15 protein-coding genes and 1 pseudogene are annotated in these 13,375 nt (G+C 45.4%); 3 read left to right on the forward strand and 13 right to left on the reverse strand.

Annotated elements, in window-relative coordinates; translation table 11 throughout:
* The 10 genes and pseudogenes from IQ270_RS22180 to IQ270_RS22225 all read right to left on the reverse strand — a co-directional run.
* Window positions 1-382 (reverse strand): annotated as a pseudogene (locus tag IQ270_RS22180) (cation:proton antiporter); the annotation flags it as partial.
* Window positions 383-433: 51 nt separating this feature from the next.
* Window positions 434-1,096 carry a Na(+)/H(+) antiporter subunit B gene (locus IQ270_RS22185; protein WP_193975368.1) on the reverse strand — a complete coding sequence of 221 codons (663 nt, stop codon included), beginning with the start codon at window positions 1,094-1,096 and terminating at the stop codon, window positions 434-436.
* On the reverse strand, window positions 1,093-1,707 hold the full coding sequence (locus IQ270_RS22190) for a DUF4040 domain-containing protein (RefSeq protein WP_193975369.1): 615 nt from the start codon (window positions 1,705-1,707) through the stop codon (window positions 1,093-1,095). Before IQ270_RS22190 ends, IQ270_RS22185 begins: the two co-directional genes overlap by 4 nt.
* The gene (locus IQ270_RS22195; RefSeq protein WP_193975370.1) at window positions 1,704-2,006 is read right to left on the reverse strand and encodes a monovalent cation/H(+) antiporter subunit G; all 303 of its coding nucleotides are present in this window, start codon (window positions 2,004-2,006) and stop codon (window positions 1,704-1,706) included. The genes IQ270_RS22190 and IQ270_RS22195 overlap by 4 nt, the downstream gene beginning before the upstream one ends.
* Window positions 2,003-2,254, reverse strand: coding sequence for a hypothetical protein (locus IQ270_RS22200; protein ID WP_193975371.1), 252 nt, complete (start codon window positions 2,252-2,254; stop codon window positions 2,003-2,005). Before IQ270_RS22200 ends, IQ270_RS22195 begins: the two co-directional genes overlap by 4 nt.
* Window positions 2,251-2,634 (reverse strand): Na+/H+ antiporter subunit E, encoded by a 384-nt coding sequence (locus IQ270_RS22205; protein WP_193975372.1) that lies wholly within the window; start codon window positions 2,632-2,634, stop codon window positions 2,251-2,253. Before IQ270_RS22205 ends, IQ270_RS22200 begins: the two co-directional genes overlap by 4 nt.
* Window positions 2,631-4,058, reverse strand: a complete 1,428-nt coding sequence (locus IQ270_RS22210) for a cation:proton antiporter (RefSeq protein ID WP_193975373.1) — start codon at window positions 4,056-4,058, stop codon at window positions 2,631-2,633. Before IQ270_RS22210 ends, IQ270_RS22205 begins: the two co-directional genes overlap by 4 nt.
* A 9-nt stretch (window positions 4,059-4,067) precedes the next feature.
* Window positions 4,068-4,403, reverse strand: a complete 336-nt coding sequence (locus IQ270_RS22215; RefSeq protein ID WP_193975374.1) for a cation:proton antiporter subunit C — start codon at window positions 4,401-4,403, stop codon at window positions 4,068-4,070.
* 391 nt (window positions 4,404-4,794) lie between these two features.
* Window positions 4,795-5,001 carry a hypothetical protein gene (locus tag IQ270_RS22220; RefSeq protein ID WP_193975375.1) on the reverse strand — a complete coding sequence of 69 codons (207 nt, stop codon included), beginning with the start codon at window positions 4,999-5,001 and terminating at the stop codon, window positions 4,795-4,797.
* Window positions 4,992-5,666: a hypothetical protein gene (locus IQ270_RS22225; RefSeq protein WP_193975376.1), complete on the reverse strand. Its 675-nt coding sequence runs from the start codon at window positions 5,664-5,666 to the stop codon at window positions 4,992-4,994. The genes IQ270_RS22220 and IQ270_RS22225 overlap by 10 nt, the downstream gene beginning before the upstream one ends.
* Window positions 5,667-5,674: 8 nt before the next feature.
* Here IQ270_RS22225 and IQ270_RS31990 point away from each other — a divergent pair, with 8 nt between their 5' ends.
* Window positions 5,675-5,809 carry a hypothetical protein gene (locus IQ270_RS31990; protein WP_255532471.1) on the forward strand — a complete coding sequence of 45 codons (135 nt, stop codon included), beginning with the start codon at window positions 5,675-5,677 and terminating at the stop codon, window positions 5,807-5,809.
* A gap of 289 nt (window positions 5,810-6,098) precedes the next feature.
* Here IQ270_RS31990 and IQ270_RS22230 read toward each other — a convergent pair whose 3' ends face one another.
* Entirely contained in the window at window positions 6,099-6,272 is a 174-nt protein-coding gene (locus IQ270_RS22230; protein WP_193975377.1) for a hypothetical protein, read from the reverse strand.
* On the opposite strand from IQ270_RS22230, the gene IQ270_RS22235 reads away from it, so the two are divergent.
* On the forward strand, window positions 6,255-9,410 hold the full coding sequence (locus IQ270_RS22235) for an MASE1 domain-containing protein (protein ID WP_193975378.1): 3,156 nt from the start codon (window positions 6,255-6,257) through the stop codon (window positions 9,408-9,410). The two genes, IQ270_RS22230 and IQ270_RS22235, sit on opposite strands and share 18 nt — an antisense overlap.
* Window positions 9,411-9,667: 257 nt before the next feature.
* The gene (locus IQ270_RS22240; protein ID WP_193975379.1) at window positions 9,668-11,455 is read left to right on the forward strand and encodes a PAS domain-containing sensor histidine kinase; all 1,788 of its coding nucleotides are present in this window, start codon (window positions 9,668-9,670) and stop codon (window positions 11,453-11,455) included.
* Between the two features lie 154 nt (window positions 11,456-11,609).
* Here IQ270_RS22240 and IQ270_RS22245 read toward each other — a convergent pair whose 3' ends face one another.
* Window positions 11,610-12,890, reverse strand: a complete 1,281-nt coding sequence (locus IQ270_RS22245; protein ID WP_193975380.1) for a DUF389 domain-containing protein — start codon at window positions 12,888-12,890, stop codon at window positions 11,610-11,612.
* A gap of 303 nt (window positions 12,891-13,193) precedes the next feature.
* Window positions 13,194-13,375, reverse strand: a 182-nt coding sequence (locus tag IQ270_RS31310) for a hypothetical protein (RefSeq protein ID WP_228056592.1), incomplete at its 5' end; no start/stop codon positions are given.

A 13,375-nucleotide genomic window follows, 5' to 3' on the forward strand; every position in this document is an offset into this window, starting at 1 on the left:
TCCCGCTGACTTCTAAGGCGACATATAAACTGACAAAATCTGCACAGACAAAGGGAGCATTTATACTGCCGTGCAAAATAATCATCATCGAGTAAAAGAAAGCTGTTTTACCGCTGTGCCAACAGTATAAAATCACCGCAGCAGTTACGAGAGCATTTGTCAAGATAAAGTAGGCGCTTAAATTGTCGGCGACTAATTCTACGCCAAAATTATCTAGTAATTTTAGTGTTAAGGGTGAACTTTCTCGAAATAGCAGCAGCGCGTAGCCTGCCGAAACAAAGGTAACGCCCAAAGCGAGATATTTGTCAAGCTTCGGAATCAGAGAAATGACGAACCCGATAAAAAATGGTAGTGTCAGCCAAACGATCGTCAGGATATTCATAGATGCGTGTTACGGCGTGTTATTTTTCTCAATTCAGAGTCCTAGAATTCATCACAACAAGCCGCGATAGTGAATAAAAATTAATAACACTGCCCACGAGCCCAAGGCCACTTTTAAAGCCACCAAAATGTTTAGCAAAGGAAGCACTCCACCGCTAACTAATGCCCCAAACTGTCCATGCGGCAACTCGAACCCGCACAACAGGATCGCTGACAGCACAATAAAAACTAGCACCGAAATCTTTTCCCACGTCGCCGCGTGCCACCGTTCATAAATCCGCTGCATCCACTCGGATGATGAAGTAATTGCCACCAAGCCGATCGCAGTTCCCCCAGCTACACCCGCTGCAAAACCGCCACCGGGACTCAAATGCCCCCGCAGTGACAGTTCAATACTCACTAAAGCCGAAATAGTCGCTCCTAAACGAGATAAAATAATAGATGGTTGGTCGGTAAACTGATAAATTGTGCAGGACGGGCTTTCTGTCGCCAACAGAAATTTAGCTCCCATAATGGCGATCGTAAATACCACCACTTCAAAAATCGTGTCATACAGCCGATTTCGGAAAATTATCGCCGATACTGCATTCGGAATCCCGCTATCTTTGACAAGCAATTCTACTATTGCCGCACCTGATAAACCTGACGTTGGATTTGCAAAAAACAGCATTTTGATGTAAAGCAATATCCCCGCCGCAACGTAAACCCATTTCATTGATAATCCTCCGCTAAATCCGTAGCATTTTTGTAAGTCAGACTGGTATTTACTGAGGAAATTTCGGCTTGCATGATGTCATAAAGCCGTTGAATTCTAGTCACAGTTTTATAATGTTTGGTTTCGGCATCACCTGCTGCATCACTATCTACCACAGGCACACAACTTGCATGAATTTCTTTCTCGATCAGGGCGCGATGTAAACCTTCCAGACTGGTGAAAGGTACTACCTCAATGCGGAGATAATACTTGCTAAAGATCCGCCGAAAATCCTTCATCAACGAGTTAAAATCGCGGGGACTCTCTACAGTCAACTCTACCTTCAAAACATCGCCATCCGACTCGACTTTCTCCTCTTCCAACACGCCCAAACGCATCACTAAGGACGATCGCACCGCCACCGCATAAAGTGTTATTGCCAACATCGTACCCATCAAGGCTTCTGTCAAAGCCACATCCGCCGCGCCAAACACTGAATAGATCAATGCTGCGATCGCACCTAATATGCCGCGAATGACTAGGGCGTGATAGGGATTCACCTGAACTACCACCATACAAGCAGCCAAGGGCAACAGTGCAGTTAAGATATAAATATAGCTATCATCATTCATAATGTCTCCGGTGGAAATTCTGTCTGATTTTCTGCCTCGTCACTGGAACAGTGTGCAAAAACATACCCCAGCATTGTATTCCAGATTGCTAAGGAAATAATTGCCAAAATTAGCAAGGGCCATTCATCGGGTATTTGTAGTAGCAGCGCTACCAGAAGCAGCATCGAACCCAAGGTATCGGCAACTGAAAGACTGTGTAACTTAAATAATACCGATCGCTTGCCCAGTAAGTGAGAAGTTCCCCAGAACCAGAAGAATACTCCTACAACCATCAAGACATAACTCAAAATATCGATCATAGGTCGTCCAGCCGTTTGATTATATGTGCCAGCAGCATTAATCCCGCATTTCCTACAGTGAGGATAATCGCCCCCACCACACCAATCATCAAATCGTCGCGCAACACAGATATGAACAAAGTCATAATTCCTGCCTTTGTGGAAATACTGCCCAAAGCCAGCATTTTCTGCCAAATATTATCATCCTTCCATGCCTCGTACATGGGGATAAGCATAGCTGCAATCATAGCAATTAGGAGCAAGTTCATGGCTTTTTCCTCGGCAGAACCCTGTGAACTTCATAGCTGCCTGCGTGGTTGTGTCTAACAACAATTGTCTTTGGGGTAAATGTGATCACAAATACATCCAGAAATATCATGATCGGCGACCTTTTGAGTTTTACCCGTTCCAGAATGATGTCTTCGTCGTTGTGGGGACGGATAATTATTTCAAACGCTTCAATATATGCTACCGGAATTGCTATCAGGATTTTTTTGATCATCCTCAGCCAATCCTTAAACCTTTCCGGGGATGTATAGCCGCGAGGTAGGATAAATGCAATGAGCACACCGATGATGATATTTACTAGACTCAGATCGGAAGTTAGCAAAAACCAAATCGTCAATCGTAATATTAAAGATCCAATCATGCTAATGCCATCCAAAAGAGTACGATCAAACTTAGAGTCATGACACCGATCAGATGATCGAACTGCTCGGCTACCCGCGGCAGAGTGATTGCTAACCGTTTAATGATTAAAGCATAAATCAGCCAACCAATACCGATCGCCCCCAGTGCTTTGATTGTGTTCTCAATCGTGTAAGCATCTAAGTACACCGCATTTGCGATAATTAGCCCGCTAATTAAAAGTATGACTGCTGCCCAAAAGCCGATTTTGATTTGTTGTGGTTCTTTGCGGGGCAGAAAGATGAATCTGGCGTACACTATTGCTGTACCAACAGCCGCAATATTCATCGGGATTACCTGCCAAGGTGCTAAATTTTTGAGCGTTAGGGCTTTGGCCCCAAATCCTGCCAACAAGGGAAAACCCGAAATCGACAGGCTGGCGATAACTAGGACAATCCAAATTTTAGGATCCATCGGCTTAGATTGCAGTTCTTTGATATTTCGACTTGGTAATGAACCTGCTGTCAAGAACATTATCGATTTAGCCAACCCATGTGTCAGTGCATAAAACCCCCCCGCTGCCGGTGCTGCCAATATAAACCCTAATTGGGAAATAGTGCTCGATGCCAGGATACGTTTTGTATCTTTTTCAAAAATGGCATAGCAAATTCCCATGAAAGCCGTCGCTACGCCAAAAATCCTGACTATCTGATTAATATCATCGGAAATCAAAGCACAGCGCAGCAGCGGTAAAATACTAGCTTTGATGACAATGCCTGATAGCAATGCTGAGACTGGAGTTTCTGATTCTGAGTGAGTTAGCGGTAGCCACAATCCCGAGACAAAAATCCCCCCTTTAATCAACAATCCTATAAAAATCAGGGCTAAAGCTTCTGGCGGCGAACCCTTTAAACCCTCAAAACCAAAGGAATTATGAGTTTGATAGACTAACGCAGCGCCCACCAGATAAAATAGCATGGCGGTGTTGCTGATAAATAAATAGCGCAAAGCTACCCACAGCGAGCGATCGGTGCGAGGATAGGCAATTAACAGAAAAGCAGCAATCCCGCTGACTTCTAAGGCGACATATAAACTGACAAAATCTGCACAGACAAAGGGAGCATTTATACTGCCGTGCAAAATAATCATCATCGAGTAAAAGAAAGCTGTTTTACCGCTGTGCCAACAGTAGAAAATTACCGCAGCAGTTACGAGAGCATTTGTCAAGATAAAGTAGGCGCTTAAATTGTCGGCGACTAATTCTACGCCGAAATTATCTAGTAATTTTAGTGTTAAGGGTGAACTTTCTCGAAATAGCAGCAGCGCGTAGCCTGCCGAAACAAAGGTAACGCCTAAAGCGAGATATTTGTCAAGCTTGGGAAGTAGATAAATGACGAACCCAATAAAAGATGGTAGTATCAGCCAAACGATCGTCAGGATATTCATTGATGAGTATTACGGCGTGTTATTTTTTTCAATTTCGTTGGTTTCCAATGTGGGATTGTCTCGTGCTAGCTTCATCACACCTACCAGCATCAGGGCTTGAATCGAAAAGCCGATGACGATCGCCGTTAAGATGATTCCCTGGGGGACTGGATCGGCGTAAGCTGTATTTTTGACTTCTCCCACAATTGGCGTGAACAAACCATTGAGGGATGCAATGACCACATAATAGGCAATTACACCAGTGCTCATCACGTCCATAGAGACGATCTTCATTACCAGGTTCTTTTTAAGGATGATACCAAAAAATCCGCACAATATTGTGGCAAATACGAAGGCTTCTAACACGGAAATTTTTGTGGATTAAGGTTTGGTTACAATCATACATTACTCAGGCACTACCGAGTTGGAGAAGCGTGTTAAATTAAAGTAGGGACTTTGACCGGGGGATCGCACAGCCGGGGCGATCGAGTACCAGCGGTTGCGTCTGTGTCACCGCTCTTGTTTTGCGAAGTTGCCCAATTTGTCAGGCGGTGAGGTGAGATTTTGGGGAGTGAACCCTCAATCCTGAAAAATTAAAACTGTAAAATTCAAAGCTTTATGATATTATTAACTTTAAAATTCAATCGCAATAATTCATTTCCAGTTCGCTCGTAAATCTTGGTTATTAATGATTTTTCGAGAATTTTAAATTAATTGAATTAGCTTTAAATAGTTCGATTTTTAGAGCGCCAGGGAATTACTGGCTCCGATCCGTCCCAGCTTTTCGAGCATTTGTGCGCTGAAACTCATGAAACCCTTTCCCTCTCTCCCTCTCAATCACCGCCACACACAATCTTTCTGGCGCAACAGTTTGTAGGGTTGGCACGGTTTGCTCGCGCCAGGGAGCGAACGGTACAGTCGGAGCAGGATCTGGGAATTTCGCCAAATCAATTACTACTTCCATTCTACTTGAACGGGTTTGATCTCGTGTTGGTTGTATGCGGTGAGCCAGGCCTTTACATTCCCGTTCGTCCAGCTAATGGCTGTGAGGTAATACTTGTAGTTGTTTCCGTATTGCGAACGGGCTAACTCGACTGCTTTAGCTCCAGCCGCGCTATTTTGGGTGAAGTGCATGATGCCAGTAAGTAATACTGCGCTGGCTATCCCAAGGATGAATGCAAATTTGGGGGTGGAGGTCGAATGACCGGATTTAAGGCTTGCTGAGAGTACAGGTGCAGCGCGCAGTTGTTTGTAGATCCAGTAGAGAAGGCCGATCGAGATAATTTTAACTAGAAACGATCGAGAAAAACCGACTGGATCGAGGCGAAATTCAATGGCCCAGAGTTCTGCTGGCTTGAAAAATAGAAGCATTGTAAATATGCTGCTAACCAAGTTAGATATTCCGAAGGCGGCGAACCATGTGATGGTGGGAACGGCACGCAGGCTGCCCCGCAGCAGAAATACACCCGCCGCTACCAATAATAAGCCGTGCGACGAATAGCTCTGTCTCCAGTTGGATGAAGAGCTGATATCTTGTGATGTGTAATGGATAAAATATGCGAGATCGAAAATTCCAATTGCGATCGATACAATTCCTACTCGCTTCAAAATAGCAGGATAGTTGTGCATTTGTTTTCATGTCTCAAGGTTTGTTAAGCAGAAAGTTTAAATTTTACGGTACTTTGAAAGATTGTTACAAAAGCCGATCGCCCTTTCCAGACAAATCGCTCGCCCGCAACAACAACCGGAGCGGCGTTAGTACGATCGTCTAGCGAATTGAGCTACTCTGTCAAGTTACGTTAATAAAATTTATAAATTTCTGGATATTTAACCGGACTTTTGTTTTTAAACTACCGCTGCAGATTTTCGTAAGTCGCGAGTTTTAACAGGTTGTTTGATGATCTAATAATTAGATATATAATGGTTTTTTCGACTTCGGTTAAATGTTATCTATCATTTTGTACTGCATACATTTTGTGCCACATCCCTTGACTAATTTTACTATATTTGGTAAATATATAAGTGGGATACTTTAGTATTTTAGACCGTTTCATCTCTAGACTAAAGTCGCAGGGTTTTCAGGGGATTTTTATAAAAATGCTTTCTTCCCCACTTTCCCACTCTCCCCCAGTCAGGTGAGTCGTCAGGAGGAAGTTCGATCGCCCCCGATCGGTCTAAATTAAAAACTAGCCGTGGAGGATTCGATCGCGCCCAAACATGAAACTGCTCAACCACCGCACTCGTCCGCTTCTGCACGTCGGCATCCTGGCCCTGGCCTACTTTGTTACCGGAAAACTCGCAGTGTCGATACTGGGACTGGTGAAAGCCGAAGCCTCCCCCGTGTGGCCACCCGCCGGTATTGCCCTAGCGGCAATGCTGCTGCAAGGGCGGCGGATGTGGCCGGGAATTGTCCTCGGTTCGGTGCTGTTAAACTCTAGCGGCGGTATACCTTCGGCTGTCATTGTCACATCGACCTTTAGCGTCACCGTGCAAGCGCTGGCTGGAGAGGCCCTGCTCAGTCGCAGCGGATTTTCTGCTAAGCTCGATCGATTGCGAGATGTTCTGGCTTTAGTAGCGGGAGCTGTCATCGGGTCTACTTTGGTGGGTTCTACCATCAGCAATCTGTGCGCGTGCATTTTGGGTTGGGTTCAGTGGAGCAATTTCTTGCGGAATTGGTGGACAATTTGGCTAGGAGACGGCATGGGAATTTTGATTGTGACACCTGTGCTGCTGACTTTGAACCACGCCGTTAATAGTTGCAAATTTCCACTAAAACTGAGATGTTTCATTATTTTCAATTACTTGTTTAGGAACAGGCAAGATGCCTGTTCCACAAGAGATGAATTTTCTGCTTGTGGAACAGGCATCTTGCCTCTTCTGGACAGTGGTGTAAAGTCAAAGCGAAAATCTCGAATTTTTACAAATTTAAAAGCGTTTTTTGAATCGAATAATTACAAATTACAAATTACAAAGTATTTTCGCATATTTCAGGAAACAAAAAACCGTTATAATCTGCATTTTTTAATTGTTAATTATTCAGAATTAGCGCTCTGGATGACTTTGTTGGTGAGCGTTAGTTCGCTGGTTTTTTGCTCAAAAACACAGAGTGCGAGCGCTCTGTATCCGCTGGAGTATTTGCCTTTTCCTCTGATAGTTTGGGCTGCTTTGCGATTTCGTCAGCCGGGAGCGATTTTTGCTTATTCGATCGTGTCTTATATCGCGATTTTGGGAGCGGTGCAGGGAGGCGGCCCGTTTCTAGTCAGAAGCGAAAATCTGCAACAGGCGGTTTTATTTTTACAAGCTTTTACGGGTACGATCGCCATTGTGGCTCTGATGTTGGCTGCTGCTGTAGCAGAACGCGAGCAAGCGCTGGAGTTCCTCGGCCGCACGGCCGCTCTGCTGCGCGATCGCGAAGCGAGTTTAGCTAACGCTCAGCGCATCGCTCAGTTGGGAAATTGGGATTTAAATTTTACCCCCATCAAGTCGGTCGATCGTTGCGAACAATCGGCAGAAAACAATATATCATCCAATATTGAACTGCGGTGGTCGGACGAGCTTTATCGCCTCTTGGGCTTGGCTCCGGGAACTGTCAAACCGACACCAGAAGTTTTTTTGCAAGCCGTACATCCAGAAGACCGAGAATTGGTGGCGCGATCGCAATGTCAAGCGATGTTTGAGCGCAAACCCTATTCCATTAACTATCGAATTGTGCTCCCTGACGGCGGAGTGCGCGCTGTCTGCGAACAGTCAGCAATTCACTCAAACATCATAGCCGCCACAGTCCAAGACGTTACCGAACGTCACCGCGCCGAAGCTGCTTTGCGGACATCCTCCGAGCGCGATCGGCTGCTCTCTGAAATGGCCCTGCGGATTCGCCAGTCCCTCGATCTGCCAGAAATTCTCAACACTACTGTAGCCGAAGTCCGGGAATTTTTCAAAGCAGACCGCGCTTTCATCGGTATTATCGACGCTGTGGGGACAAATCTTCCCAGCCCGGTTTACGGTAAAATTGTGGCTGAGTCTGTCGGTGCCCAATGCCGTTCTATTTTGGGGTTGGTGCTTGATGACGAGAATCAGTTCCAAAAGCAGAAAACTTTTTATGCTCGCAACCGCGTCCAAACAGTCTCCGATACTGCTACGGTACAAGTTAGCGATCAAGTTGCCCAATTATACAGAGACTATCAAATTCGGGCTACATTAAATGTGCCGATCGTCCTCGGGGATGAATTCTTCGGAATTTTAGCAGTCAACCAGTGTTCCGGGCCGCGCCAGTGGCAGGAATTTGAAATTGATTTGTTAGAAAAACTCGCTACCCAAGTCGCGATCGCCCTCTCTTCAGCCCAACTTTTGCAGCAGGTAAAAGAGCTCAATGCCAACTTAGAATCTCAAGTCGAGGAACGCACCCGCCAACTACAGCAAAAAATGTACGAACTGCAAGAAAGCAACCGCCTCAAAGATTTATTTTTGCACGCAGTTTCTCACAATCTCCGCACTCCAGTTATGGGAATGTTAATGTTGCTGAAAAATTTGCTCAACAAATCGTCCTGTGAGTCTATACAGGATGTTCCGGTTTCGCGATCTATTTTGCAGCGGATCGTTCAGGCCAGCGAACACCAATTGACTGTGGTTAATTCCCTGCTAGACGCTCACGCTACCGAAGTCAAAGGAATTTTTCTCAATCCTGAACCGCTGGAATTGCTGTCTTTATGTTCAGAAATTGTTGCCTGCTTAGCACCAGTTATAGCCAAAAATCAAGCAACTTTGATTCAGGAAATACCGGCGGATTTGCCGCAAGTCAATGCCGATAGCAAACACTTACAGCGGGTGCTGGAAAATCTACTGACTAATGCGGTAAAACACAATCATCCGGGAGTTAATATCACTTTGAAAGCCGAGGTAGTTGAAGTTAAAAAAATGCTAAATTGTGAAGATAATTCACGGGTTTTAACATCCCACCATAATCCTGTCGCCGACTTGATCCCTAATCGGATATCTGCTGCGGGCGATCGTCTGGGAATGGGCGACACAGCCCCCAAAAATCAGGAAATCCTGACCAAAATTCACCCCCACAGCAGTTGTCAAATCCCCCGGTATCAGGGTCAAATTGGCAATACCGGCGACAAATTGCCCGAAGTTATCGTAAAAATGGTTCGCTGTACTGTAACAGATAATGGAGTAGGAATCAGCGCCAAACAGCGGGAATCTCTGTTTGAACTTTACGTTCAAGACCCCAATAGCCGACAATTAACAGGGCTGGGTTTGGGACTTTACATCTCCAAGCAAATTATCAAAGCTCACGGCGGCGAAATCGGAGTCGAAAGCACTCCCGGAGGCGGCTCGACTTTCTGGTTTTCGCTACCTGCTGCGAGTTGATTTTAGATTTTAGATTTTAAATTTGATCGATCGATGAATTGGGAAACTTTAACTAGGGTTTAAAATTGCGACTTCAATTATCAAATAATCTGCGTCCATCAGTGTTTATCCGCTTAAAATCTGCGTTTAATATATAGAAGATTTATGCAACTCAAGTACAATCAAACTGGTACAGCAACTCTCAAGCAAGCAAGATATGCAGCAATCAATTAACAATCCCTCAATCCCAAAACCTAAAATGTAACATCTAAAAGAGTATGAGTTTTTTTGCCCAGAAAAAATCAGTTGATGCGTTAACAGTTTACGAAGAGTGGCGCGATCGATTCCTCCGAGACCGGCTGCGCCCTGCTGTCGGAATTGCCATCTTTTTTGCCTTGACAATAACTGTCTATTTTATGGGCGAAGCACTCTTCGTCCGCCACGAGTTTAAAAGTGTTTATTTGTACACCAGCGCTGCTGTAGAAATGGGTTTGTTGAGCTGTTTTGTGCTGCAAAAAACATCCTTTGGACAGCGCTATCCCGGTTTGCTATTTTTGGGATTTTCGTGGTCGCTGACGGTCGTGATACAGCTTGGGCTAGCTGTCGCGCGAGCCGGAGAATTACCGATTTTTACCTGGAGTTTAGCGTTTCTGATCCAAGCTACGCTGATGCCAGTCCGCTGGCGCCTCCACCTAATTTCTCAACTCGGCGTTTTGTGCTGCCACATCGGGATAAATTTGGTTTTAAATCTAAGTTTTGCTAAGTATAGTGCTTTTAGGCTGACCGGGTTTTACTTGTATTTGTTTTGGTTTTGTTTGATTTGCGATTTGTCGGTTTATTGGTACGAATGTCTGCAACGAAAAGAGTTTAGTACCAAGCGCCAGTTGGAATCTGCTTACCAACAATTGGAGGCGGCGGAGGCGAAGTACCGCAGCATTTTTGAGAATGCCGGCGAGGGAATCTTTCAAAGCACTCCCGACGGGCGCTATATTACTGCAAATCCAGCTTTGGCGCGGATTTATGGCTGCAAGTCTCCCGAAGAGGTGACGGCAAAATTTACTGATATCGATCGGCAGTTGTACGTCGATCCCGATCGCAGAAATCAGTTTTTGCGATCGATCGAGGAAAGTGGCACAGTATCGGATTTTGAATCTAAAATTTACCGCTGTGACGGCAGTATTGTCTGGATTTCCGAGAAAGTGCGGGCGGTACGAGATAGCACCGGCTCCGTACTTTATCATGAGGGTTTAATTGAGGATATCACCCAGCGAAAACAGGCACAAGAATCGCAGAGGCTGTTTATTCACGCTCTTTCTCACGACTTGCGAAACCCGGTAGCGGGAATGTTAATGGTGCTGAATAATTGGCAGACAAAAACCGGGGATTCGATCGCAATTCCCCGTTCTGTTTTGGAGCGGATGATACAAGGTAGCGAGCAGCAATTGCGGTTGATAAATTCGCTTTTAGAAGTTCACGCCGGGGAATTGGGCGGTTTGGTTTTGCACTGCGATCTCGTTAATTTGAGGGCAGTAGTCGAAGCGGCCGCCCTTGATTTGGAGCCTTTAATGAAAGAGGCTCAAGCTACTTTTAAAAATTTAGTTTCGGAGGATTTGCCCGCCGCGACAGCCGATAAAACTCAGTTGTGGCGCGTGTTTTCTAATTTAATTTCTAATGCTTTGAAACACAATCTGCCCGGATTGAATTTGACAGTTTCCGCTCAAATAATTAATCGGGGCAAAAATACGATAAATTCAATTAAAGCAAAACAAAATAGAGAAAAATTACAAATTCCCAATGCCAAATTCCCAATTACAAATTCCCAAAATAGCATGATTTACTGTACAGTTGAAGATGACGGGGTGGGAATATTGCCGGAACAGTGCGAACATCTGTTTGACCTTTACGTTAGGGGCCATCAATCCCGACATTCGGTCGGTTTGGGTTTAGGTTTATATCTGTGCAAGCAAATTATTGGCGCTCACGGCGGGGAAATTGGGGTAATTAGCAGTCCCGGTGCTGGGGCAATTTTTTGGTTTACTCTGCCGGTGGCTGAGAATGGTAGTTGATTTTTTGGTATTTTTAACGAGATGCGATCGGTTTGTAGTGCGGACTTCAGTCCGCACTACAAACCAATCTTATCGTTGTCAATCCACCGGACTTGATATTACTCCCTCAATCTAAAATCTCAAATCGACTCATTTCTCACCTTTTTGAGAAAGGCTAAATCCGAGGGGCTTCTAACACGGTGACATCTACCAATGGTGTTGCCTTAAAATCTTCTTTCAACAAACGAGTTTGGATGGCTTTGGTGAGATCGGTGCGAATTTGTTGAGCCGATCGCGCGACTCGGGGTTGACGCTGAACGTAGACTTGACACAGCAAAATATCATCCCCCGGATTGTCGGCTCTGGTAAAGCGAACGTTGGATTCTACCAGCTTAGCTAAATCGCTTTGCTTTACAACCTGCTGCAGTTGAGAATTTGCCCGTTGAGCGAGACTAGAACGCTGGAGGTTAGGCGAATTGGAAAATTGCCAGATGATTAATCCGGTGAGTACGATCGCGCTCACCCCCACCGCCGCCGGGAACACACCGCGTTTTCCCCGCGCGTAGCGAGATCCTTGAGTCGATAGCCCAAACAGACGAAACATCAGCGCAGCAGCTAAATTAATACCGCCGAGTTGCAGCAGCAGTAAAAACAGGCCGTTGACTGCCAGATCCCAACGGCCGATGGCTCCCCCCATGCCAATCAAGCCAGCAGGGGGAGCCAGCGAAGCCGATACCAGCATTCCGGTAGCGGCTCCCGACACCAAGCTGCTGCGATCGGACTGAACCAGCGATAGCGCTCCGGCGGCTCCTGCTGCAAGGGGAATCAGCACCGATACCGAAGAAATTTGGCTGCCATCAATCATCAAACTGGTGGGGTTTTGCTGTTGCAGAATCCAACTCAGTAATCCCGTGGTAAGTATCGTGACGCTCAGGGCCGCAAAGTAGCGTAAAATGCTGCGCCCCAAGAGTTTGAAATCGCCCCTTGCCGTAGCCAAGGCGGTATTCATGGCAGGCCCAGCAAACGGAGCCAGCAACATGGCGGCAACTAGCAGGTAGCTGGTATTAGTGTATAAACCAATCCAAACAATGATTCCGGCGAAAAAGGCATAGCTGAGAAATCCTTTCCAAGAACCTGTACTCTGCAAACCGGACAGAAAAATTTCGATCGGGCTGCGTTCCTCAACGTTAGTGACTTGCTCCGGAGCGGCATCGGCTGGGGGATGCAGTGACATCACACCTGTGGGCAGCAGAGTAACACTTAAGTCCGGCAAATCTTCGAGTTTTCCGAGAAGTTCTTCAACCTCGCCATTAGAAACGTGGATCAGCACCAAATCCAGCGATCGATCGACTCCCGTGGCTTCTATTTTTGCTAGATTCGTGCCTTTACAGGCTTTTGCTATCTCTAAAACAGTTTTTCCAGAGCCCTGAGGCACTTGTACAAATAGTTGGCGCATCCTCTTCACTCATCTTTTAATTTGATCGACACCTTCTTTTTGGAGAAAGCAGTAATAAAACAAGAAAGCAATCAATCGTGCTTGACCCAACTTACACCAGAAGTGTATAATATCAAATCCGAGTTTGCTATCGGCTTTATCTTCTAACTTATCTCTTCGCGCTTTTCGCCTCGAAAGCGGTTGCATCATCAACAGGGTATGTTACCCGGATTTGCTATAACAGACAATCTAGATCGCAGCAGCTTACCGCTGCAGGTGGCGCAAGAGCTGGTGCAGTCAAGTAAGTCGATCGCACTATTGATTTTATTTTAAAAGAATGTTAAAATATCCAAAACTTTTTTTCAAAAATAATCCGATCTTCACATTTTCTTTAGAAACACCATTTAATAATATAGGAAATATTTCAAACAACAACATAAAGCCAATGTAATTTATGGTTGAAACAAATTCAGAAAATACATCTAAAGACGCTCCAGCTAAGTACG

Source organism: Microcoleus sp. LEGE 07076, assembly GCF_015207455.1.
Lineage (GTDB): Bacteria > Cyanobacteriota > Cyanobacteriia > Cyanobacteriales > Microcoleaceae > Microcoleus.

Bases quoted from the DNA above. Each gene is read 5' to 3' on its own strand.
- IQ270_RS22185 (WP_193975368.1), bottom strand. From the start codon at position 1,096: ATGAAATGGGTTTACGTTGCGGCGGGGATATTGCTTTACATCAAAATG.
- IQ270_RS22190 (WP_193975369.1), bottom strand. From the start codon at position 1,707: ATGAATGATGATAGCTATATTTATATCTTAACTGCACTGTTGCCCTTG.
- IQ270_RS22195 (WP_193975370.1), bottom strand. From the start codon at position 2,006: ATGATCGATATTTTGAGTTATGTCTTGATGGTTGTAGGAGTATTCTTC.
- IQ270_RS22200 (WP_193975371.1), bottom strand. From the start codon at position 2,254: ATGAACTTGCTCCTAATTGCTATGATTGCAGCTATGCTTATCCCCATG.
- IQ270_RS22205 (WP_193975372.1), bottom strand. From the start codon at position 2,634: ATGATTGGATCTTTAATATTACGATTGACGATTTGGTTTTTGCTAACT.
- IQ270_RS22210 (WP_193975373.1), bottom strand. From the start codon at position 4,058: ATGAATATCCTGACGATCGTTTGGCTGATACTACCATCTTTTATTGGG.
- IQ270_RS22220 (WP_193975375.1), bottom strand. From the start codon at position 5,001: ATGGAAGTAGTAATTGATTTGGCGAAATTCCCAGATCCTGCTCCGACT.
- IQ270_RS22225 (WP_193975376.1), bottom strand. From the start codon at position 5,666: ATGCACAACTATCCTGCTATTTTGAAGCGAGTAGGAATTGTATCGATC.
- IQ270_RS31990 (WP_255532471.1), top strand. From the start codon at position 5,675: ATGTCTCAAGGTTTGTTAAGCAGAAAGTTTAAATTTTACGGTACTTTG.
- IQ270_RS22235 (WP_193975378.1), top strand. From the start codon at position 6,255: ATGAAACTGCTCAACCACCGCACTCGTCCGCTTCTGCACGTCGGCATC.
- IQ270_RS22240 (WP_193975379.1), top strand. From the start codon at position 9,668: ATGAGTTTTTTTGCCCAGAAAAAATCAGTTGATGCGTTAACAGTTTAC.
- IQ270_RS22245 (WP_193975380.1), bottom strand. From the start codon at position 12,890: ATGCGCCAACTATTTGTACAAGTGCCTCAGGGCTCTGGAAAAACTGTT.